Annotated in this window: 19 protein-coding genes, 1 tRNA gene and 1 pseudogene; 16 read left to right on the forward strand and 5 right to left on the reverse strand. The window is 38.2% G+C overall.

All coding sequences use genetic code 11. From position 1 onward, the window contains the following. The first annotated feature begins 163 nt into the window (after positions 1-163). The 7 genes from pstS to IQ228_RS04605 all read left to right on the forward strand — a co-directional run bounded on the left by pstS (position 164) and on the right by IQ228_RS04605 (position 6,129). On the forward strand, positions 164-1,204 hold the full coding sequence (pstS, locus tag IQ228_RS04575) for a phosphate ABC transporter substrate-binding protein PstS (RefSeq protein WP_193962268.1): 1,041 nt from the start codon (positions 164-166) through the stop codon (positions 1,202-1,204). A gap of 372 nt (positions 1,205-1,576) precedes the next feature. Then, positions 1,577-2,566: a phosphate ABC transporter permease subunit PstC gene (gene pstC / locus IQ228_RS04580; protein ID WP_027402487.1), complete on the forward strand. Its 990-nt coding sequence runs from the start codon at positions 1,577-1,579 to the stop codon at positions 2,564-2,566. Between the two features lie 326 nt (positions 2,567-2,892). Continuing rightward, positions 2,893-3,765, forward strand: a complete 873-nt coding sequence (pstA, locus tag IQ228_RS04585) for a phosphate ABC transporter permease PstA (RefSeq protein ID WP_193962269.1) — start codon at positions 2,893-2,895, stop codon at positions 3,763-3,765. 38 nt (positions 3,766-3,803) lie between these two features. Then, positions 3,804-4,583 (forward strand): phosphate ABC transporter ATP-binding protein PstB, encoded by a 780-nt coding sequence (gene pstB, locus IQ228_RS04590; protein ID WP_027402489.1) that lies wholly within the window; start codon positions 3,804-3,806, stop codon positions 4,581-4,583. 79 nt (positions 4,584-4,662) lie between these two features. Then, positions 4,663-5,259 (forward strand): chromophore lyase CpcT/CpeT, encoded by a 597-nt coding sequence (locus IQ228_RS04595; RefSeq protein WP_027402490.1) that lies wholly within the window; start codon positions 4,663-4,665, stop codon positions 5,257-5,259. 122 nt (positions 5,260-5,381) lie between these two features. Beyond that, a tRNA-Cys gene (locus IQ228_RS04600) sits at positions 5,382-5,453 on the forward strand. A 181-nt stretch (positions 5,454-5,634) separates the two neighbouring features. Continuing rightward, positions 5,635-6,129, forward strand: a complete 495-nt coding sequence (locus IQ228_RS04605; RefSeq protein ID WP_193962270.1) for an Arm DNA-binding domain-containing protein — start codon at positions 5,635-5,637, stop codon at positions 6,127-6,129. 139 nt (positions 6,130-6,268) lie between these two features. On the opposite strand, the pseudogene IQ228_RS27330 reads toward IQ228_RS04605, so the two are convergent. Further along, a pseudogene (locus tag IQ228_RS27330) lies at positions 6,269-6,442 on the reverse strand (hypothetical protein); the annotation flags it as partial. Between the two features lie 18 nt (positions 6,443-6,460). Then, on the reverse strand, positions 6,461-7,627 hold the full coding sequence (locus IQ228_RS04615; RefSeq protein ID WP_193962271.1) for a recombinase family protein: 1,167 nt from the start codon (positions 7,625-7,627) through the stop codon (positions 6,461-6,463). 36 nt (positions 7,628-7,663) lie between these two features. On the opposite strand from IQ228_RS04615, the gene IQ228_RS04620 reads away from it, so the two are divergent. From IQ228_RS04620 to IQ228_RS04645, 6 genes are all read left to right on the forward strand, one after another. Beyond that, positions 7,664-8,590 (forward strand): N-6 DNA methylase, encoded by a 927-nt coding sequence (locus IQ228_RS04620; RefSeq protein WP_228043697.1) that lies wholly within the window; start codon positions 7,664-7,666, stop codon positions 8,588-8,590. Continuing rightward, complete coding sequence (locus tag IQ228_RS04625; RefSeq protein ID WP_193962272.1) at positions 8,578-10,077, forward strand: class I SAM-dependent DNA methyltransferase; 1,500 nt, start codon at positions 8,578-8,580, stop codon at positions 10,075-10,077. The genes IQ228_RS04620 and IQ228_RS04625 overlap by 13 nt, the downstream gene beginning before the upstream one ends. A 169-nt stretch (positions 10,078-10,246) precedes the next feature. Further along, positions 10,247-10,576, forward strand: a complete 330-nt coding sequence (locus tag IQ228_RS04630) for a type II toxin-antitoxin system RelE/ParE family toxin (RefSeq protein WP_193962273.1) — start codon at positions 10,247-10,249, stop codon at positions 10,574-10,576. Then, positions 10,569-11,675: a HigA family addiction module antitoxin gene (locus IQ228_RS04635; RefSeq protein WP_193962274.1), complete on the forward strand. Its 1,107-nt coding sequence runs from the start codon at positions 10,569-10,571 to the stop codon at positions 11,673-11,675. The genes IQ228_RS04630 and IQ228_RS04635 overlap by 8 nt, the downstream gene beginning before the upstream one ends. Positions 11,676-11,682: 7 nt before the next feature. Then, complete coding sequence (locus IQ228_RS04640; RefSeq protein WP_193962275.1) at positions 11,683-12,885, forward strand: restriction endonuclease subunit S; 1,203 nt, start codon at positions 11,683-11,685, stop codon at positions 12,883-12,885. Positions 12,886-12,892: 7 nt separating this feature from the next. Next, positions 12,893-14,728, forward strand: a complete 1,836-nt coding sequence (locus tag IQ228_RS04645; protein WP_228043698.1) for a type I restriction endonuclease subunit R — start codon at positions 12,893-12,895, stop codon at positions 14,726-14,728. 374 nt (positions 14,729-15,102) lie between these two features. On the opposite strand, the gene IQ228_RS04650 is transcribed toward IQ228_RS04645, so the two are convergent. After that, positions 15,103-15,447, reverse strand: coding sequence for a hypothetical protein (locus IQ228_RS04650; protein ID WP_193962276.1), 345 nt, complete (start codon positions 15,445-15,447; stop codon positions 15,103-15,105). 84 nt (positions 15,448-15,531) lie between these two features. Between IQ228_RS04650 and IQ228_RS04655 the strand changes: the two genes are divergently transcribed. Continuing rightward, complete coding sequence (locus IQ228_RS04655; protein ID WP_193962277.1) at positions 15,532-16,365, forward strand: hypothetical protein; 834 nt, start codon at positions 15,532-15,534, stop codon at positions 16,363-16,365. 241 nt (positions 16,366-16,606) lie between these two features. Here IQ228_RS04655 and IQ228_RS04660 read toward each other — a convergent pair whose 3' ends face one another. Continuing rightward, the gene (locus IQ228_RS04660; RefSeq protein ID WP_193962278.1) at positions 16,607-18,760 is read right to left on the reverse strand and encodes a phage/plasmid primase, P4 family; all 2,154 of its coding nucleotides are present in this window, start codon (positions 18,758-18,760) and stop codon (positions 16,607-16,609) included. A 226-nt stretch (positions 18,761-18,986) separates the two neighbouring features. Beyond that, positions 18,987-19,295 (reverse strand): hypothetical protein, encoded by a 309-nt coding sequence (locus tag IQ228_RS04665; protein ID WP_193962279.1) that lies wholly within the window; start codon positions 19,293-19,295, stop codon positions 18,987-18,989. Between the two features lie 387 nt (positions 19,296-19,682). On the opposite strand from IQ228_RS04665, the gene IQ228_RS04670 reads away from it, so the two are divergent. Next, the gene (locus tag IQ228_RS04670) at positions 19,683-20,012 is read left to right on the forward strand and encodes a CU044_2847 family protein (protein ID WP_193962280.1); all 330 of its coding nucleotides are present in this window, start codon (positions 19,683-19,685) and stop codon (positions 20,010-20,012) included. 14 nt (positions 20,013-20,026) lie between these two features. Next, positions 20,027-21,264, forward strand: a 1,238-nt coding sequence (locus IQ228_RS04675; protein ID WP_193962281.1) for a serine protease, incomplete at its 3' end; no start/stop codon positions are given.

Below are 21,264 nucleotides of genomic sequence, written 5' to 3' on the forward strand. Positions count from 1 at the left end.
CCACTCCCCCCACTCCCCCCACTCCACTACTTAAAATTAAATGTTTAAATTAAACTTAAACAGCTTTTGCCGTGTTCTTAATTTTTTCTTAACTATTTAATATCAAAATTAATACCAGGATGTAATTCCCTAAGTAAGTATTTCTGAAAACTTAAGAGGCAGTATGGCTTTTTTATCCACCATTTTGAATCGTGTTGTTGCCACTTCAGTCATAACCGGGGCTGTTGCATTGAGTCCAATGCTGAGTGCGATCGCTCAAGCTCAAACTTTAAACGGTGCTGGAGCAACCTTTCCCGCTCCTTTGTACGAACGTTATGCTCGTGAAATTAGAAAGAAGCACCCCGAATTGAAAGTTAACTACCAAGCCATTGGTAGTGGTGGTGGTATTCGTCAAACCATTGCGGGAACAGTTGACTTTGGTGGTAGTGATGCAGCGATGAAAGATGATGAAATCGCTAAAGTTAAGAATGGTGTGATCTTAGTACCCACTGCTGGTGGTGCCGTTTCCGTTGTTTATAATTTACCTGGTGTCAACAAATTGAGATTATCTCGTACCACATTACCAGCAATTTTCTCTGGACAAATTAAAAACTGGAATGATCCAAAAATTAAAGGGGATAACCCCGGTGCAAATCTACCAAATAGTCCAATTAAATTTGTAGTTCGCGCTGATGGTAGTGGTACAACATTTATTTTCACCAACCATTTAAGTTCTATTAATGGTTATTTCAAAGGTAGAGTTGGAGCTAATACCGCTCCCAAATGGAATTTACCAAACGTTCTCAAAGGTAAAGGTAATCCTGGAGTAGCAGCTTTAGTGAGAAGCACCCCTGGATCTATTGGTTATGTTGAATATGACTACGCTACTAAAAACAAACTAAATTCAGCGGAAGTCCAAAATAAGAAAGGAGAATTTGTTGCTCCTTCTTTAGCAGCTGCGAACTCAGCTTTATCAACAGTGAAATTCCCTGATAACTACCGCGTATTTATTGGCGATCCAGGACAAGGTTATCCCATTGTTGGTTTAACTTGGATGATGGTTTACAAAAAGTATCCCACTCCTGCTAAAGCTGAAGCCATGAAAAAATGGATTAACTGGGTACTCAAAGACGGTCAACAGTATAATGATGACCTCAACTACACCAAAATTCCTGGTGATGTTGTCAACCGTGTTTTACAAACAGTAAATAGCAACGTTAAGTAATTTTCACATAAGCAGTCAGCCGTTATGTATCAGCTTTCAATGTTGAAATGTAGGTAATTGAAACCTGCTTTTATTTACAAAAGAAGGGAACAGGGAACAGGGAACAGATAAGAAACACTCATTTGCACCAGTTTAAAACTCAGTCAAAAAAAAGATGTTTTTTAAGATGCGTAGCCCGAAAAAAAACAGTGTCATTATTTCAATCTCATGTTTTTAAACATGAGTTTTTCCTGTTCCCTGCGATGCACTGAGCTTGTCGAAGCGTTGCCCGTTCCCTGTTCCCTCTGAATTGACCATTTCATTTTTTAGCTGGTTTATGACGGCTGTGCGCTTACATCTAATCTACCTGATTTTATAAACTTTTTATTGATCATGGCTAATTCATCTGAATCTCAGAATAATTCACTAAGTTTAAGTGATGGCAATATTGATTTAACATCCACAGGTGGGGTTAATTTCTGGTTTGATAAAGGATTTACATGGATAGTATATCTTTTCGCTGGGATTACTGTAGCCATCCTCTTTGTCATGACCTGGGTGATTTTCAAGCAAGCGGAACCAGCTATTGGTAAATTTGGACTGGGCTTTTTATGGGGTCAAGATTGGGATACAGGGAATCAGATTTTCGGGGCATTACCCTACATCTATGGAACTTTAGTCAGTAGTGCGATCGCTGTTTTATTAACTATACCCGTAGGCATATCCATAGCCCTAGTCACCAGTGAAGATTTTTTACCAAATCCAGTCAAAAGCACTATAGCTTTCGTCATCGAGTTAATCGCCGCTATCCCCAGCGTCATTATTGGGTTATGGGGCATTTTCGTATTTATTCCCGTCATCACACCCATAGAGAAATGGTTAGGTAGCACCTTCGGGTTTATCCCCCTATTTAACACACAAGACCCCGCCGGCAACAATATGTTAACAGCCGGCATTGTTCTCGCCATTATGACCTTACCCGCAATGGCAGCTATTTCTCGTGATGTTTTAATGGTTATTCCTAAAGAGTTACGTAGCTCATCTATGGCTTTAGGCGGAACTCGTTGGGAAACAATTTTTCGAGTTTTGTTACCAGCAGGATTTTCTGGGATGGTCAGTGCAACAATGCTATCTCTGGGCAGGGCATTAGGCGAAACAATGGCTGTCACAATGCTAATTGGTAACTCCGCTCAAATCAGCATATCCCTTCTAGATCCAGCATATAATATTCCCGCAGTCTTAGCCAATGAATTTGCCGAAGCTGAACCAGGCTTACATATTGGGGCATTAGGCTATTTAGGTCTAATTTTATTTGCTTTAACACTAGCTATAAATATTGCGGCTGTATTAATAGTCGAATGGGTTGGCAAAAAAAATAGATAAGTAGGGAACAGGGAACAGGGAACAGGCAAGAGGCAAGAGGCAAGAGGCAAGAGGGAAATTTTACTTTTGGTTACATATTACTCTTGTGAGAAGCAGATTCGGGTCTACGGTTTTTTCCCGTTCATCTACTTAAGGGATTTCCAATTAAAAAAATACCCAAAAATTTCTTGTGGTGCGGGCATCTTGCCCCCTAATCATCAAGAACGGGCAGGATGCCCATCCCACAAAATTGGGTAATTTATTTTTTGGTGTTCCCTAAGACAACTTTTTCAGCAAGCCCTACTTAAAAACAATCCAAAATCCAAAATCCAAAATCCAAAATTAACATGAGTGCTTATACAAATTCAGAAACAGATCAAGCCGCTGCGGCTTCATTATGTCAGCCCCTATCCACAGATAGACAATTATTCACATACTCAATGAACGGGATTGCCTTTGGTCTGAGTGGTTTAGCACTGTTGCCATTGTTATCCATATTATGGGAAATCATGTCACGGGGGCTTTCTGGCTTCAGACTAGAGATGTTATTTCATCCATTAATTGAAAATGGGTTTGCTAATGCTATTCTTGGTACTATACTTATGGTAGGTATTGGTGCATCACTCAGTGTTCCTGTCGGGGTAATTACAGGAATTTTCTTAGCAGAATTTAGTCAAACCAACCCATTTACGCGGTATGTGCGATTTATTACTAGTATTCTTACAGGTGTTCCCTCCATTGTTGTAGGAATATTTGCCTATGGTGTGATTGTTTTATTAACTAAGGGATTTAGCGCCATTGCTGGTGGTTTTGCTCTAGCTGTAATTATGCTACCAGTGATAGTATTAACAACAGAGGAGGCTTTAAAGCTAATTCCTGTTCCCCAACGTCTTGCATCCGCAGCATTAGGAGGAACTCGCTTTCAAACTACTTTTCGTGTTATTGTTAGTTCGGCTATCCCAGGGATTACTACGGGGATTTCCCTAGCTATAGCTCGTGCATCTGGTGAAACAGCACCACTACTTTTTACCGCTTTATTTAGTCAAAATTGGTCAGATGGTTTATTAAGTCCTACTGCTTCCTTACCAGTATTGATTTTTAACCTTTATAACAATCCTGATCCAGCCGTAAATCAACTAGTATGGACAACCTCCATCATTCTCCTGACTTTAGTTTTGTTTTTCAGCTTGCTGTCTCGCGTAATTGCTAAGAAAAGATAAGGTCAACTAAAAAATTTTCTTTCCTACTTTAGTCAATCATGAGTAACTTAACTACTGCCATCCAAGTCAAGAATCTTAGCTTTTACTACGGAAACTATAAAGCTATTGAAGGGATATCATTAGATATCTATAAAAACCAAGTTACTGCATTAATTGGTCCTAGCGGTTGCGGTAAATCCACATTCATTAAAACCATTAATCGGATTAGTGAATTAGAAGGAAAAGTCAAAGTTGAAGGTCGGATAGAGTTCTTTGGTCAAAATATCCATGATCCTCGCATTAATATCAATCGTCTGCGTCGAGAAATTGGCATGGTATTCCAAAAACCCAATCCTTTTCCCATGAGCATTTATGAAAATGTAGCTTATGGTGTGAGAATTGCTGGTAAATCTCCAAAAGTAGTATTAGATGAAATTGTCGAATCTGCCCTTAAAGGTGCGGCTTTGTGGGATGAAGTCAAAGATAAACTTCATCAGTCTGCCACAGGTCTTTCCGGTGGACAACAACAACGTCTCTGTATTGCTAGGGCTTTGGCTGTTAAACCCAAGGTATTGCTAATGGATGAACCCTGTTCAGCCCTTGATCCAATTGCTACAATGAAAGTGGAAGAATTAATTCACCAATTGCGAACAGAATTCACAATTGTGATTGTTACCCATAATATGCAGCAAGCAACTCGTGTTTCTGATTTTACTGCCTTTTTTAGTACCGATGAAAGTCGCATTGGTCAAATGGTGGAATTCGGGGAGACTAGTCAAATCTTTCGTAATCCTCTAGATACTCGGACTCATGACTATGTGTCTGGACGATTTGGTTAACTACAACACCGAATGCGTAGTTTGAGCGTCATCAGGATTTAAAATCAATAGCATTCCTATTCCTAAATCCCAAATTGGTATGACTCATTCTCCAGATATTGCCACTTTAGCAAGGTGGATGGCGGCTGATTTCAGTAATCAAGCCCAAGTTTTTGAGAATCCGGCTTTTTTTGCCCATATTCGTGTATGTATGCGTCCCCTCCATTGGGGGGTGTTATCAGGTGTAAGTTTGTTTGTCGAACAAGCTTATGACTATATGTTGAATAAGCCTTATCGGGTGCGGGTATTACATCTGACAACTGTGGGGGATAAAATCCATATTGAAAACTATACTGTCAAAGAAGAAAAGGATTTTTACGGCGCTTCCCGCGATTTACCAAGGTTGCAGACTTTGACAGGCGATCGCTTGGAAAGGCTTTCTGGTTGTAACATGATTGTAGAGTGGACTGGGACCAAGTTTAAAGGCACAGTCGAGCCTGGAAAGGGCTGCATTGTCATCCGTGACGGGCAAAGAACCTATTTAGATAGTGATTTTGAACTTGATGGTGAACAGTTCATCAGCCGCGACAGAGGGCGAAATCCTGACACCGATGAGCATATCTGGGGGTCTGTTGCTGGTCCATTTTACTTTGTGCGCTGGGCGAATTTTGCCGAAGAAGTGAAATTAAATCCCTAATCGCCACCCAAGGACAGGCTTTGCGTCTGTCCAGTCTGTGAAAAACATCAATCTTCAAAAAAAAATTCTCCCAGATAGTGCAAATTCACAAAAATGGTGCTACTATTAGTAATTGTGAGTGCGGCGACATAGCCAAGTGGTAAGGCAGAGGTCTGCAAAACCTCCATCCCCCGGTTCAAATCCGGGTGTCGCCTTTGAGAAAAATCAGCCAAAACCAAGCATTTCAAGGTTTCAGGCAATAAATTATGGGACGGGTTTAATACTCGTCCCAAATTTTTTGGGGTAAGTTTGGGGTAAATTCGGCTAGTTTGGGATAACTATTGGGGTAAAATTGGGGTAAAAGTAAAGTAAAGGTTTCTACCCCAATAAAAAATAATGTATTCTCAAAACTCCGAAGGTAAAGCTTCCAAAGGGTCTGTCCAGGTTAAAAAATCTAATGGCAGGCTTCAGTTGGTTTTTTCTCATCCTATAGTTACCGCAACAGGGGAAATTAAAACCAAACGATTTTACTTTTCTACTGGTTATGACGATACGCCACTAGGTAGACAACGAGCATCTGTTTTATCTGATACGATCCAACGTGATATTGATTATGGTGAGTTTGATGCGAGTTTGGCTAAATACAAGCCTGCTGCATCTCTAACAACCGTTACCCCAATTACCCCATCTGTTATTCCAAAACATGACTTAGGTGAACTGTGGGAACGTTACACAGAATTCAAAAAACCTCAAGTAAGTCAATCTACTTATGCTGTAGACTACCGAAAGTATCGTAACCACATTGCCAAGTTACCAACAAAAAACCTAGAGGATGCGATCGCAATTCGTGACTATCTCGTAGTCTTTGCAACTCTAATAGACTTAGAGTAGCTAAACTATTGATCCTGTCTCTGATAATCTCCAAGAAATCTTTAAACTGAGGACATCTCTGGCACTTTAATAGTTCACCAGGAATTGAACAATCACAAATAAATATTGGTCTTTCTAGAAAAGTTCTCTTACATTTCTTACAGATATATTTTTGTACCCCTTGAAAAGATCCATGTTTACTAATCTGGTTAGATTTACATCTTGGACATTCTATTTCAGAAGTCATTGGTTTTGAATGCCATGATTTTAATGTTTCTTGCATTGCTACTTCACACCGGATCTTATTTAATAAAAATTGCTCTTCAGTATTCATAAAATCACCTTCTTGTTTCTATATTTTCAAAATCACTGCTTCTACTTGTCCATTACGGATAAGTATGCGCTGGACAATCTGATGATAAATTTTTACTTTATCATCGGGAGATAGTGTGTACCAGATTGCTAAATTATTGCCAGCAATAATAATTTCTTCCGTGGTTTTCTGTGCAATTACATCAGATATAAAAGGATTTATTTCTTCAGCAATTTGTTTACGAGTTTTATCTTTTACCTTTTCTAAGTCCGGATCAAAACCAGGAATTTGCTCCAAAGCTTCCAAACGAGATTCCAGAGCTTTTAAATTTTCTGACTTCTCCTGGCTTAAATTAGGTATTGTGTCGGATTCACTAGCAAGAACATGGGAACGTTGTACTAACGTATTAATCAGAGCATCTTCAATATTCTGTTTACGGGCAGATTTTTTATTTGAGCAACCCATACCTGCATACCTACAGGCGAAATAGTAGTATTTTCCTCCTGTTCTACGGGTAGCACTTTTAGTAATACACTTTGATCCACATTCAGCACAAAAAACTAATCCTGTTTGATAAGCATAAGGCCGATAACAAATAGGATTATCTAAGTCTTGATTAAAGTTAAAATGTCCAGTCTTAGAGTTAAATTTGAGAATTTCTTGAATCTCTGCTAATTCTTCATCGGTAATGAGCCTATTTTCTGGATGAGTATCACGAATTATCATCCAATCTTCTGGCTTATTTAGTTTCCTTTTACCTTTACCAATAGTAATTCGCTTAAGATAAGCAGTATGTCCGCATAGAACATGATTGGTTAGCCAAAGATTAAAACCAGTAGGTGTCCAATGTAATAAACTGTCTCTGCTGTTTCTCTTATAACTTATTTTGTTGAGTCCATATTTGTTGAATATAGCCTTCAAAGCACGAGAAGATCCTTTTTTTTCTAAAAAGGTATCAACACAATTTCTAGCGATTTGTTTGATAGTTAATCCTGGAAGTTTTGTCAAATTATCTTCGTGATATAGTTCTAGATAATTAGGAGGTCTATCTGATATAAGACACAAAAACAGGCGATTATCTTTGGACAATTCTTGTTTACGGAGAATTTCTAGGCTTTGTCTTAAAGAAACTTCTTGCGATAAACCATTTTGATCAATTATTCCCATAATAGTTTCGTCTAGTATGAAATCTTCTAAATTAGTCATAATTTTTCTTGTTTTTTAATAAAAAAATAGGCGATTATGGTTTTAAAATATCCTCATTTTATCACTTTGAAGGGAATGTTACTGGCTGCTGTTGCTCATGTCCGTAATAAAGGCGGAGATGCAAGAACATTTTTTGGCAAGTTACACGGGCAAGAAAAGAATTTAACTACAGCTTCCACTGCCCGCATGAATTTATTTTTACACGAAGTTGAAGATTTTGTGATTGAACGTGGTGATACTCTGCGTACCCCTTTCTTTACTAATCCTGATACCCATAGTTTAGCTGAATTTGATGTGGTAATTGCTAATCCTCCCTTCTCCTTAGAAAAATGGGGACGGGAAGTTTGGGAAGCAGATCCTTGGGGACGTGCTTTTGCGGGTTTGCCTACGGATAGTAGTGGTGATTTTGCTTGGGTGCAACACATGATCAAGTCTATGGCTAAACCACATGGACGGATGGCAGTTGTGTTACCTCAAGGTGCTTTATTTCGGGGTGGGGTGGAAGGAAAAATTAGACAAACCCTGCTAGAAATGGACATGATTGAGGCGGTAATTGGACTAGCTCCAAACTTGTTTTATGGTACTGGGTTAGCAGCTTGTATACTGATACTTCGTCAACGTAAAGCTCAAGAAAAAGCAGGTAAATTGTTAATTGTTGATGCTTCAGCAGTATTTCGGAAAGGACGCGCTCAAAACTTTTTAGAACCAGAATACGCTGCGGAAATTCTGCGCTGGTATCAAGAATTTACAGATGTAGAAGATCGAGCGCGGGTGGTTTCTTTGGAGGAAATTGAAAAGGAAGGATGGACGCTGAATATATCACGTTATGTTTTACCACCTATCGGGGCAGATATTCCTCCTCTGGAAGATGCAATCGCATCCTTTAAAGATGCTTTGGTAAAATGCCGGGAAGCTGAGGAAAATTTGCATCAGGTAATGTTAGAAGGGGGATGGCTGGAGTGAGTACACAAATTACACAACAGGCTGTAGAGAGTTATCTGTGGGGTGCAGCCATTATTCTCAGGGGATTAGTTGATGCAGGTGACTATAAACAATATGTCTTTCCGTTATTATTTTACAAACGGCTATCTGATGTTTGGGATGAAGAATTTGCTAAAGCCCTGGCTGATACAGATGATATTAATTATGCCCGTGAAACTGCTAACGATCGCTTTATAATTCCTGATGGCGCTCACTGGAAAGATGTCCGCATTGTTGCCAAGGATGTTGGGAAGAATTTACAAACTGCCATGCGGGCTATTGAAACCGCTAATCCTGGAAGGTTAGATGGGATTTTTGGTGATGCACCCTGGACAAATAAAGAACGTTTACCTGATTCTGTTATTAAGAACTTACTAGAGCATTTTTCCACTGTGGTGCTTTCTCTAGCTAATGTTCCTGAAGATGAACTAGGGAACGCTTATGAATATCTGATTAAACAATTTGCTGATGACAGTGGACATACAGCCCAGGAATTTTACACAAATCGTACCGTTGTTTATTTAATGGTACAGATGCTTGCACCGAAATCGGGCGATCGCATTTATGATCCTACCTGCGGCACTGGAGGAATGTTAATTTCCGCATTAACTGAAGTCAAGCGTACTGGTGGAGAACATCGCACTCTCAAGCTTTATGGACAAGAACGCAACCACATGACTGCTTCTATTGCCCGCATGAATTTGGTTTTACACGGAGTAGATGATTACCAAATCATGCGCGGTGATACTTTAGAAAATCCTGCTTTTATAGAAGATGATCAACTACAAACTTTTGATGTAGTTTTGGCTAATCCCCCCTACTCTATTAAACAGTGGAAGCGGGAAGCCTTTCAAAGTGATCCTTGGCAGCGTAATTTTTTAGGGACACCACCTCAAGGAAGGGCTGACTATACATTTTTTCAGCACATTCTCAAAAGTCTAGATCCAAAAACGGGACGCTGTGCAATTCTCTTTCCGCATGGGGTATTGTTCCGCAAGGAAGAAGCCGAAATGCGCGAAAATTTAGTTAAGTCTGATTTGGTGGAATGTGTTTTAGGTTTGGGTGCAAATCTGTTTTACAACTCTCCAATGGAAGCTTGTATTATTGTTTGCCGTAGCAGTAAGCCCCCAGAACGACAAGGACGGATTTTATTTATTGATGCAGTCCATGAAGTAGCCCGTGTTCAGGCACAAAGTATCCTCAAACCGGAGCATCAGTTACGTATTCTCAGCACTTATCAAAGTTACATTGATGATCCTGGTTTTGCTAAAATTGCGACATTAGAGGAAATCGCTACCCAAGATTACAGTTTATCTATTCCGTTGTATGTGCGGCGAAAAACAGCTAATAGCCAAACAGAGGAAGTAAAGACACTAGCTGAAGTTTGGGATAATTGGGAACAAGGCAGTAGAGCTTTTTGGCTAGAAATGGATGCTTTAGTTGATATGCTGGATTCTTTGGAGACATAAAAAACTATTTACCAATATGGTAAAGTATTCTTTGATATCAGCCTTTTCATGGATATAACAAATTTCTTTACCGAAACGGTAAAGGATTACATTAATTGATATGATATCTTCTCTGGAATATAACAAATTTCTTTACCAAAATGGTAAACTTGTATTAGACCACTAGCAAATGGAAATCACCTTCGCTGACAGCAAACTGCAAAAACTATGCGAGCAGGAAAAACTAGCGCAAAGAAAATTGGGTGCAAACTGTACCAAGAAATTGAGAACCCAGTTGATGATGATTGGTGTTGCTAGTTGTGTCACAGAATTAGTTATAGGCCATCCCCATCCCTTAAAAGGAGATCGGGTAGGTGAATTTGCAGTAAATCTAGAAGGTGGTAAACGACTTGTATTTAAGCCTGATAACGACCCCATCCCCTTGACTGAGGATGGAAGTATTGATTGGTCAAAAGTTACTGCTGTTTGTATTGTTTTCATTGGAGATTACCATGACTAAGACCACCCGACCCTTTACTCCCGATTGGGTATCTTCCCCTGGTGATGCGATCGCTGAATTTTTAGAAGAGCGTGATTGGACACAAGCGCAGTTAGCAGAGCGTTTAGGCTACACTACCAAACATATCAGTTTACTAATTAACGGCAAAGCATCTCTCAATGAAGAAACAGCCCTAAAGCTAGAACGAGTTTTAGGAAGTACAGCCGCATTTTGGCTCAGATATGAAGCCCAATATCGCGCTGCTTTAGCTAAGAAAGAAGAAGAAAGCCGCTTACAGGGGTGGACATTTTGGTTAGATCAGTTACCAGTCAGAGAATTGATGAACCAAGGTAAAATTCCCAAGTGCGTTTTAATTGCTAAGAATAAACCAGGAGTGGTAAAAAATTTATTACATTTTTTTGGTGTTGCTTCACCGGAAGATTGGCAGAAATGCTACGGAAGTCTAGAAGTTTCTTTTCGTCGCACCCGTGAAGAACAAAGTGATGTTGGTGCTATTTCTGCATGGTTGCGGTTGGGGGAAATAGAAGCAGAAAAACTAGATTGTCCTAAATACAGTAAATCAAAGTTTGAAAAAGCGGTGCAGGAAATTCGCACTTTGACGGTGTTACCACCAACAGAATTTGAACCACGGATGCAACAATTATGCCGAGAATCTGGGGTTGTGTTGGTTTTAGTACCATCAATTAAAGGAGCGCACGTTAGTGGTGTAGCGCGGTGGTTAAATCCCCATAAGGCACTAATTCAACTTTCACTTTACGGTAAAAGCAATGATCGCTTTTGGTTCAATTTCTTCCATGAAGCAGCACACATCCTATTACATAACAAGGAAAATATTTTTTTAGATGAATGGAATAGTCGGAAAAGTTTGAAATCTGAACTAGAACAGGAAGCTGATAAATGGTCACGGGAATTTTTGATCCCACCTGAATATGAGGAAGAATTAGCACAAATTCGATTTGAAACTGATGTTGTTGATTTTGCAGAACGTATCAGTATTCATCCGGCTATCGTAGTGGGTCGGTTGCAATATGATCATCTAATAGATTATTCTTCGATGAATGGTTTGAAGGGGAGTTTTTGTTTTCAAGGGGTAGAATAAGTTCAAGATGATACAAGCTGATACGTTAAAACCAGGGTGGAAGTTAGTAAAGTTTGGGGATGTGGTACACCTCAGTAAAGACCGTGCTACTAAATCAGAAATAGAAAGTATTGAGCGATATGTGGGACTTGAGCATATTGATCCTGATGATTTACGGATTCGGCGCTGGGGACTGGTAGCTGAGGGAATTACTTTTACTAGCAAATTTAAGCCTGGACAGGTTTTATTTGGTAAGCGTCGAGCCTATCAGCGAAAAGTTGCTGTGGCTGATTTTGAGGGGGTTTGCTCTGGTGATATTTATGTATTTGAAAGTGCTAATCCAGAAGTTTTACTTCCTGAACTTTTACCATTTATTTGTCAAACAGATCGGTTTTTTGAATATGCTGTAGGGACTTCTGCCGGTTCACTTTCACCAAGAACAAATTGGACAAGTTTGGCTAAATTTGAGTTTACTTTGCCACCTCCAGAGGAACAGAAACATTTAGTAGATGTATTAATACCTGCATTAGAAACTTTGGAAAAATTGTGCCAATTACATAATTATACAAAAATTCTATTGCGGTCATATATTGACTTCCAAATTAATGAGCATTTAGCAAAAATTATCAAAATACAACAATTAATTGATGAAGAAATTATTGCTCCTCCACAAGACGGTAATCATGGTGAAAAGCATCCTAAAGGTAAAGATTTTGTGGAAATTGGCATTCCTTTTTTGATGGCTTCTGATATTGTGGATGGAAAGATTAACTTTAATGATTGTAAATATATATCGAAAGAGCTTGCGTTATCACTAAGAATTGGTTTTGCAAAAGCAGAAGATGTTTTACTTACGCATAAAGGAACTGTAGGAGAAACTGCAATATTAAATGGAATAAAAACTGAGTTTGTAATGCTAACACCGCAAGTTACCTACTATCGTATTCAAAAAAAAGAACGACTTTTACCAAAGTACCTATATCTTGTTTTTCGGTCTTCTTTTTTTCAAAGGCAGCTTGCATCATATAGCCGACAGTCTACAAGAGCATATATTGGAATCCAACGACAGCGAGAGCTTCAAATACCACTACCTTCACTTTCCATACAAGAAGTAGCTGTTGAAAAATTAGAGCAATTAGAACATACTTTATCTTCTGTGTCCAAGAGGATAGATAAAACACGAGCTATTTTCAACTATTTACGAGAATTAATCACAAAAAACAAGAGGTAGTAATTCAATGTTCAATGAAGCTAACACCATCGAAGCCTTTATCCGTGATATCCTTTGCGGTAAAATTACCCAAACCGCACCACCTCAATCTGGCTTATCTCGCAAAAACAGAAAAATTAACGGTGTTGGTTGGAACTACCTCCCCTCACAAAATATCCCCCGTCAACCTCAAGAAGTCTTCGTTGAAACCTTTGTCCGTGATGCCTTAATTCGCCTCAACCCAGAAATCACCGCCAACCCTAACCTAGCAGAAGAAGTCCTCTACCGCTTACGGGCAATAGTGCTATCAGTCCGCAGTGATGGACTCATCCGGGCTAACGAAGAGTTTACCATCTGGTTACGGGGCGATCGCACTATGCCCTTTGGCCATAACCACGAACACACAACAGTCCGCCTCATAGACTTTGACAACATAGAAAATAATCAATATATCCTCACCACCCAATACACCTACCGCGCTGGGACAGAAGAACGCCGAGCCGATTTAGTGCTGTTAGTTAATGGTTTTCCCCTTATCCTGATAGAAGCTAAAACCCCCGTGCGAAAAGCTGTAAGCTGGGTAGATGGAGCATTACAGGTACATGACGATTATGAAAAAAACGTCCCCGAATTGTTTGCCTGTAACGTCTTCAGCGTCGCCACAGAAGGCAAAGAACTACGCTATGGTTCTATCAGAATGCCCGTAAAAATGTGGGAACCTTGGCGACTAGATGAAGACACATCCCCTACCAGCCTTGCATCCCTCAAAGATGCGATCGCTTCCCTACTTAGTCCTGCCATTATTATTGATATCCTGAATCACTTCACCTTATTTGCTACTGATCAGAAAAAACGCCGCATCAAAATTATTTGTCGCTATCAACAATATGAAGCCGTCAACCTCATTGTTAACCGTGTGCTGGCAGGTAGCCCCAAAAAAGGCTTAATTTGGCATTTCCAAGGCTCAGGTAAATCACTGTTAATGGTATTTGCGGCTCAAAAAATGCGACTGCGATCGCAACTACGAAACCCTACAGTTATCATAGTAGTAGATCGCCTTGATTTAGATGCTCAAATTAGCTCCACCTTTCACGCTTCCGATATTCCCAATTTAGTCAAAGCAGAAACCTGTGCAGAATTAGAAAAACTCCTCAAACAGGACACCCGCAAAATTATTATTACTACTATTTTTAGATTTGGGGAAGCAGAAGGAGTTCTCAATTCCCGTGAAAATATTATTGTCCTAGTAGACGAAGCCCACCGCACCCAAGAAGGGGATTTGGGAATAAAAATGAGGGCAGCATTACCAGAGGCTTTCCTGTTTGGCCTTACAGGCACACCTATCAACCAAAGAGATAGAAACACCTTCTATGCGTTTGGTGCAGAAGAAGATGAACGTGGTTATATGAGCCGTTACGGTTTTGAAGAATCTATCCGCGACGGGGCTACACTGCCTCTGCATTTTGAACCCCGATTAGTAAAACTACATATTGATAAAGATGCCATCGATCAAGACTATGCAGAATTAACAGGAGGGTTATCAGATTTAGATCGAGAAACCCTAGCCAAAGCCGTTTCTAAAATGGCAGTGCTGGTGAAAGTTCCAGATCGAATTACTAAAATATGTGCTGATATTGCCCAACATTATCAAACAAAAGTTGTCCCCAATGGCTTTAAAGGCATGGTTGTTACCTATGACCAGGAATGTTGTTTATTGTATAAAGCAGAATTAGATAAACATCTACCTCCAGAAGCCAGTGAAATAGTTATTTCTGCCACAGGTAAAGATGAGAGATTGAAACCCTATTATCGCACTCGTGATCAAGAAGAAAAACTATTAGATAGGTATCGTGAAGGCATTTAACTCTTAAACTATTAGTTGGTGTAGGTGGAATAGTTGAACTAAGTCATAGAACTGAGCGAGTCAATGAAAACGATTTAATAGAAGTGACTGAGAATGAAGTTGAAAGAGCTTTATTAGATTAATAATACCTGTGAAATTACTATAGCAATCCTAAATGATTTATGGAGACTTTCTATTTCCTGTTACTTTCCTCCACAGATAAGTTCAAAACTCAAATAGGATTGCTATATGTTCCACTAAATCAGGACTTACGCAACTGGCACATTGGTAGGGTGCGTCAAATATCAACAATCTGTTTATTTGCAGGATTTATGCAGTCTGACGCACCCTACAACAGATTTTTGGTGTGACACTTGCGTAAGTCCTATAAATATTTAGTAGCTGCTGGAAGCTTGGCACTGAAAATAATCTTTTAATGGTGCAATAAAAACTTTACCTCGACTTGTGCCTTGAAAGATGTGTTTTTCACGGTATGGAGATTCCATAAACTCTCCATAGCAACAAACAATTACGTCAGCCTCATTTGCTTTATTCAGTACATCTTGGTTAAAGTGGTTTCCTAATTGTTTCATTTCATTTTCAAAGGTAACTATTTGCCATTTGTATTTCTGACTTAAAACACTATTATCATCTTGAAATTGTTCCAATTCACTATACTTAACAGAATCTTGATGCAGGTTTTCTGATACATATAGCAATGGATTATAGTGAACTAACAAAATTGAAATTGCTTGATTGCAAGATATCTCTAACCAATTAAGAGGTTCTTTAGGTATGAGATTTACTTTAAATTCTGCAAAAAAATGTCCAGGGTTATTGGCATTGGAAATTATGGGTATTTATACTTCCGCCCAGATGTTTTACAAAAATATTTACAGGGTTCTGGATACAGTGTTTTCTTTCATATGCGAAATTGGGGAGAAGCCTCCTTACCTGGCAATAGAGGCAGAATTGATGTAGGAATAAATTCACAAGGACTCGTTAATGCTTTTGCTCCAGATATAGCGGATCTAGATTTTTCTGAACAAGCCTATTGGGCATCATTTTCTTCATTACCCAGTGGTGAAATTTGTGAAGAGATGTTTGAAACCAGAATGCAACAGAATCCACCTCATTCACCAGGAGTCACCGAGTTAGTTGAGGATGTATGCTCTCAAGTTAGTATTGTTTTCCACAACCAATTTTCTGTTGATATGTTCAACCCTATAAAACCAAGCAAGCAAGACCTATGTAGGTTGAGCATAGGTCCCATTACCAATGAATATGATGAGGTTTTGAAACTAGCCAAAATTCTTTATGAATGGGTTATTGAAACCATGCAAATTGATTCTCTCCGCAGTGCTTTAACTACTTTAGGAGGAAAAGTAGACAAGCAATTAAGGCAGATTAAGCTCTTGGAAAGAATTTTGATAGTTAAAGGTTTAGATGAAAATCAAGCCCGAAAAATAACTGCTCCTCTTGTTGGCTTAAATGAACTTCGTATAGGATCGGCACACATTGGTAACACTGAATTAGAACCTGTTTTTCAGTTAATGGGAGAATCAAAAATCCCACCAACACCAAGAGTTGCCTGGAATTTATGTGTAGATGCTGTAGTCAGTTCTCTAAACTTGATCAAGACTACTTTAGAAACTTAGAGGTAAATTTGAAAACTAAAACTTTTTCATTTTCACCCTGCACACCCTGCATAGCAGTAATCAATTATAGCTGAAAGCCTTGCTCTAACTAATTTATGGGATAATGCAGTATGGGTTTTTCCTCCCTGCATCACCCTGCATACCCTACAAAATACTCTGCATCCTTCAATCCCTTACGCAATCAGGTTTTTGAACACTAAAATGCAGGAAGTGAAGGGTGTGCAGAGTGAGAAGGAAAAGTTTATTTGGAATGAGATTGATAGATGATGGATTCGATGAATCCCCCGGAATTATCCTGTTTGAGTCCCCGAATTACAAAACCACTGCTAGTTTTAACCTTTTCCAGTTTCCCCCGTCCTAGACGGATAATTTCTGGGCTGAAATCCTTGTGACTATAGCATTTAGATGATGTCATCTGGCAATACCGCCAATAATCACCATAGAGTTGTTCAATTTTGTTTTTGTCTGCACCAATATAAATCTGATTATTTGGATCATAGACATAATTACTATTCAACCAATCAGCAACAGAATTTATTTGTAGTAAAAATTCCACTTCATTTTGCTCTCTGACTCCACTTTCATCAACCTTGTTAATTAGGGTATGAGTAATTTCTTCTTCAGAAATAGTCAGTAGATAATTAGTGAAGCCAGATATCTGTGTACAAAGTTTTGCTAAAAAATCAGTATCGGTTTTTGGCACTACCCGATTGAATTTAAAAAGAATCATCCGTCTCTCTAATCCTGAATCATCCGCAGTAAAAACAAGTTGATTGGCAGTTATCATTACCATTCCTTTGTATATCGCTGTGAAAGAAGTTTTGTATTTTTCCTCAATACTAAGTTCATCTCCTCCAGTGATATTTTTGAATTTTTCTATGTTGCTTCGATAAGGATCAGCATCATTGATACAAACTAATCTTTTATCATAAATCTTTCCTGTTTGAAATTGATTATTGTTCAAAGAAGAGAGAGTTAAACTATAACAAAACCTTTTACCGACTAATTCTGTAGCTAATTTCATCGCTGTAGATTTACCAGTTCCTCCTAAACCAATAATTAAGGCAAACCTGTGAAGTGGCCACATACCCCTTAATACTGCTGCATACCAGCACAAAAGTAAGTATTTTTGGTGATCATTATCTTCAAATACAAAATTCATCCATTCCTGAATAACACTCCAATCTTTAGCATTGATATCATGTTCTCTATCAATAATGTTCAAAAAGCAATAATCTGGTGAGTGAGGAATAATTTGGTGAGTTTTTAAATCTAACACACCATTTTTGAAGGGAAGTAAATGTTTAGGTGGTTCATTCCATTTATGACACAATAACTCAATTTTTAACAAATTTATTACTCCTTCTGGATAGCTGGAATTAAATCCTAAATCGGGATACAGTGCTTTTATTTCTTTGATAATCACTTGGAGTATTTTTTCCTTACTGGCTATACTCCAATAGCCATCTTCATATTTCATCCATTGACTAATTTGTGAATCAAACTTTAACGTCGTGCATTTAGGAGCAATAATTTCTGCTATTGATGATTGTTCTAGCAATTTATTTTTCTGAATTTTATTAGTTTGATCATTGAGGGCTTGGTTTTCAAATTCATGAATGTCTTGTGCTGCTGCAATTGCAACTTCAAATTCTGCCTTACCATTAGCAACTAAAAAATCATCCATTCCCTTACCCCTAGATTCTTCCCAAATGACTATATAAACATTACATCCTTGCTCACGTAAGACTTTACCCAACCTAAGTAGGGCTTTTTTAACAGAACTTTTGCGAACAATATCTGAATCAAAACAGATGTATATAACTCTTCCTCGTTGAGCAAATATTGCTAAATTACTGACTAACTTGCCTTCATCCAAACCCATTTCTACCCCTAATAATGCCAATGTGGGGTATTGATATGTTAGTCCTGCTCCTGCTTTTTTACATCCTTCAGTTATGAAAATTGGTATAGAAATATTTTGAATAATTTCTAACCAATAGCGTGGATTTCCTGTATTCAAACAGATAGCATCATATTGAGCTTTAGAGGAAAGATACTTAGCTGGTTTATTTGAGTTTGTAAATTTGAAAGGCTTATTTGGCTTAAATTGTCCGTGCATCTTTCCCATTGGTGATCCATTTCTAGGATTGATTCCGCTACACCACCAACCAGGTGAATGAGGGTATTTTGGCCAATCTAAATACTTTGCTATTTCTTCCCTATTTTTCAAGGTTTTAACATTGAGACGAGTAATTTTTTCCGAAACGCCACTTCCCTTCACCCATTCTTCTAAATGTTGTGGTGATAGGGTATTACACTCTTCATTGGATGATGAGATAGGTGAATTAGAGACAACGTTGTTGTCAAAATCGTCGTTATTTGATATAATCATGGTGAATTTTTATGATAATCAGAGCCATAAGTGGTGCAACAATAGTTGCTAACTAATGGCTTTTTTTTGTGCAATGAACATAGGTAACAAAACATTACTTGACTAGCAAGTATTGTTTTACTTCCTGTTTGATATGATATGGTGAACAATTTGCTTTTGACTTATCCGAATTTATTATCTGTATTATTCGGATAAACAAAATTGTGTCTAGTCTAAATTACCTCTTCTAATCACGATTTCGCTTTCTTTTTGGCTGACTAGAAGGTAAACTAACTAAATAATTATCAATTGCTCTCAAGTGGGCTTGAGGATCACTAATGTGGTTTTGTACCCAATCTAAAACAAGAGTAATATTATATCTGACAACTCTTGAATTAAGGGTAATCCAATGGATATCCTTCTGCAATTTTTTCTGAAGTCTATATCTCTTCAATGTGTCACCCGACAAACCAGTTAATTGAGACGCTACCTGCTTAGTAACAAACTGATAATATTGGGAATTTGAATTGGATGTGTCGAATGTAGAATTGCCCATATAAGAGTAATTATTTTTCTCCTAAATGAATGAAAAAACATACTCAAAATTGCAATTAATGTTGCAGTTTGGGTCTGTTTGTACTTTAAATCAGCTTATCTAGAGAAAGTGGTGAATGGATTTTTTTGCTAATTTTGTAAAGAAATGTAAACATGAAGAGCAATCTAGCAAGCAGCAAAAATCACCCTTGGTTGGGTTAGTAAGTGAGTATGAGACTCCAGTAAGCAAAGTGTAATTATCCTGGAGCTATCCCTAAAAAGTTGGTATGTAATTTATAATACACTAATTTATAAAATATTGCTAGTGCAGTTTTTTACTTTTTAAATATGCAGACAGTGTTGTATATTTGACATTGCATAGTCTATTTAACATGATATATATATGGATATGGCAGAAAAACAATTAGTTGAATTTGAGCTAGAAAATGGCGGTAAATTCCTAGTCGAAATTGAGGAATCAGAAGATACATCTCTTGCTACTGAGAGAGTCGCTTTACCATCTGGGCGAGAAATTGCAAAAGCACAGAAAACATTTTCAGAAGCTATAGATAATATTAAGCCCGTAGTTGCCAGCATTACTAACAAATTTAAAGACTTGGGACCGAATGAAATGGAAGTTAAGTTTGGCATCAAACTCAGTGCTGATGCTGGAGCTATTATAACTTCTGTGGGTGGGGAAGTTAATTTTGAGATTACGGTGAAGTGGAGGAAGGACTAGGATTTCTAGGTTTTATGTCAACTGAAAATAACGAACAAATCTTTAAAAGTGCGATCGCTCGCATTTATAATAAACACGGTAAAGTTGTTGGTGCTGGTTTTTTAGTGACTCAGTACCATTTTCTTACCTGCGCTCATGTGGTTACAGCAGCTTTGGGTATTGCCACCAATACACAAGACCCTCCAACTGAAATCATAGAGGTTGATTTTCCTCTAATTGCACCTGGACAAAAAGTAAAAGCCAAGGTTGTATTTTGGCAACCTGTGAACCCAGGACAGAGTAAGGAAGATATTGCGGGATTGCAGATAGAAGAGACTTTACCAACAGGTGTGAGTCCTGTACACCTTGTCACCACATCAGATTATTGGCAACATAAATTCCGTATCTTTGGCTTTCCCCAAGGACATGATACTGGTGTCTGGGCTGATGGTGAACTGCGTGATGTCCAAGCTACTCGTTGGATACAGATAGAAGCCATTAAAGTTCCTGGATATCAGATTGAACCTGGTTTTAGTGGTTCACCTATTTGGGATGAATCATTACAGGGAGTTGTGGGTATGGCTGTAGCCGCAGAGAAAAAGCGAGAGGGTGTGAAAGCGGCATTTATGATGCCTACAACCGTGTTAGTTGAAACTTGGAGTTTTTTAAATCAAGCTGTTCAAGAGAAATCAACAAAAATCAATAATTCTCCAGAAACCTCTCAAGAAGAACCATCTTCAAATTCAAGCAGTGAGTTTTATAAAAGACGTATAGCAGCCAAGGGAGAAGAACTTGCCAAAGTAGAGGCTGATTTAGATGAAGCCATGACTGGAGATGTTGAATTAAAACTTTCTAGAAAAGCAGAAAGACTTTTGAAAGAAATTCAAGAACTATATAGTAAACTATCAGAATTAGATAAAAATAGTTCTAATCCAGATACACGCCATTTGAATTTAGAAAAGAGCTTTCAAAAAATAGACTTTTCTGAATCAAGAAAAATTGCTCAATCACTAAAAGAGCAGTATGAAATAGAAGGTGGAGCTATTCTTTTGTTTCTCCAGAAAAGCAAAAAACAGTTAGGTAAATACTGTATCGAGGAATTTATAGATGTAATCATGAGTAATCAAATAGAAACTTGTCCACGACGGACAATAAATTTTGAATCTACTACTTACAAATCTAATAAATATGGTTTTATCAACGCAATTTCAGGTTATTTGGGTATTGAAATATCTTCTTGTTTAGAAGACGATGAAAATAGATTATTTAGTAT

Origin of the sequence: Dolichospermum sp. LEGE 00246 (genome assembly GCF_015207865.1) — a bacterium.
In the GTDB taxonomy this organism is placed as follows: Bacteria; Cyanobacteriota; Cyanobacteriia; order Cyanobacteriales; family Nostocaceae; genus Dolichospermum; species Dolichospermum heterosporum.

Excerpts from the sequence above, each read along its gene's own strand:
- IQ228_RS04640 (WP_193962275.1), top strand. The coding sequence starts at position 11,683 with ATGATACAAGCTGATACGTTAAAACCAGGGTGGAAGTTAGTAAAGTTT.
- pstS (WP_193962268.1), top strand. The coding sequence starts at position 164 with ATGGCTTTTTTATCCACCATTTTGAATCGTGTTGTTGCCACTTCAGTC.
- IQ228_RS04620 (WP_228043697.1), top strand. The coding sequence starts at position 7,664 with ATGGTTTTAAAATATCCTCATTTTATCACTTTGAAGGGAATGTTACTG.
- IQ228_RS04615 (WP_193962271.1), bottom strand. The coding sequence starts at position 7,627 with ATGACTAATTTAGAAGATTTCATACTAGACGAAACTATTATGGGAATA.
- pstB (WP_027402489.1), top strand. The coding sequence starts at position 3,804 with ATGAGTAACTTAACTACTGCCATCCAAGTCAAGAATCTTAGCTTTTAC.
- pstA (WP_193962269.1), top strand. The coding sequence starts at position 2,893 with ATGAGTGCTTATACAAATTCAGAAACAGATCAAGCCGCTGCGGCTTCA.
- IQ228_RS04605 (WP_193962270.1), top strand. The coding sequence starts at position 5,635 with ATGTATTCTCAAAACTCCGAAGGTAAAGCTTCCAAAGGGTCTGTCCAG.
- IQ228_RS04655 (WP_193962277.1), top strand. The coding sequence starts at position 15,532 with ATGTCCAGGGTTATTGGCATTGGAAATTATGGGTATTTATACTTCCGC.
- IQ228_RS04625 (WP_193962272.1), top strand. The coding sequence starts at position 8,578 with ATGGCTGGAGTGAGTACACAAATTACACAACAGGCTGTAGAGAGTTAT.
- IQ228_RS04665 (WP_193962279.1), bottom strand. The coding sequence starts at position 19,295 with ATGGGCAATTCTACATTCGACACATCCAATTCAAATTCCCAATATTAT.
- IQ228_RS04635 (WP_193962274.1), top strand. The coding sequence starts at position 10,569 with ATGACTAAGACCACCCGACCCTTTACTCCCGATTGGGTATCTTCCCCT.
- pstC (WP_027402487.1), top strand. The coding sequence starts at position 1,577 with ATGGCTAATTCATCTGAATCTCAGAATAATTCACTAAGTTTAAGTGAT.
- IQ228_RS04595 (WP_027402490.1), top strand. The coding sequence starts at position 4,663 with ATGACTCATTCTCCAGATATTGCCACTTTAGCAAGGTGGATGGCGGCT.
- IQ228_RS04630 (WP_193962273.1), top strand. The coding sequence starts at position 10,247 with ATGGAAATCACCTTCGCTGACAGCAAACTGCAAAAACTATGCGAGCAG.
- IQ228_RS04660 (WP_193962278.1), bottom strand. The coding sequence starts at position 18,760 with ATGATTATATCAAATAACGACGATTTTGACAACAACGTTGTCTCTAAT.
- IQ228_RS04670 (WP_193962280.1), top strand. The coding sequence starts at position 19,683 with ATGGCAGAAAAACAATTAGTTGAATTTGAGCTAGAAAATGGCGGTAAA.
- IQ228_RS04645 (WP_228043698.1), top strand. The coding sequence starts at position 12,893 with ATGTTCAATGAAGCTAACACCATCGAAGCCTTTATCCGTGATATCCTT.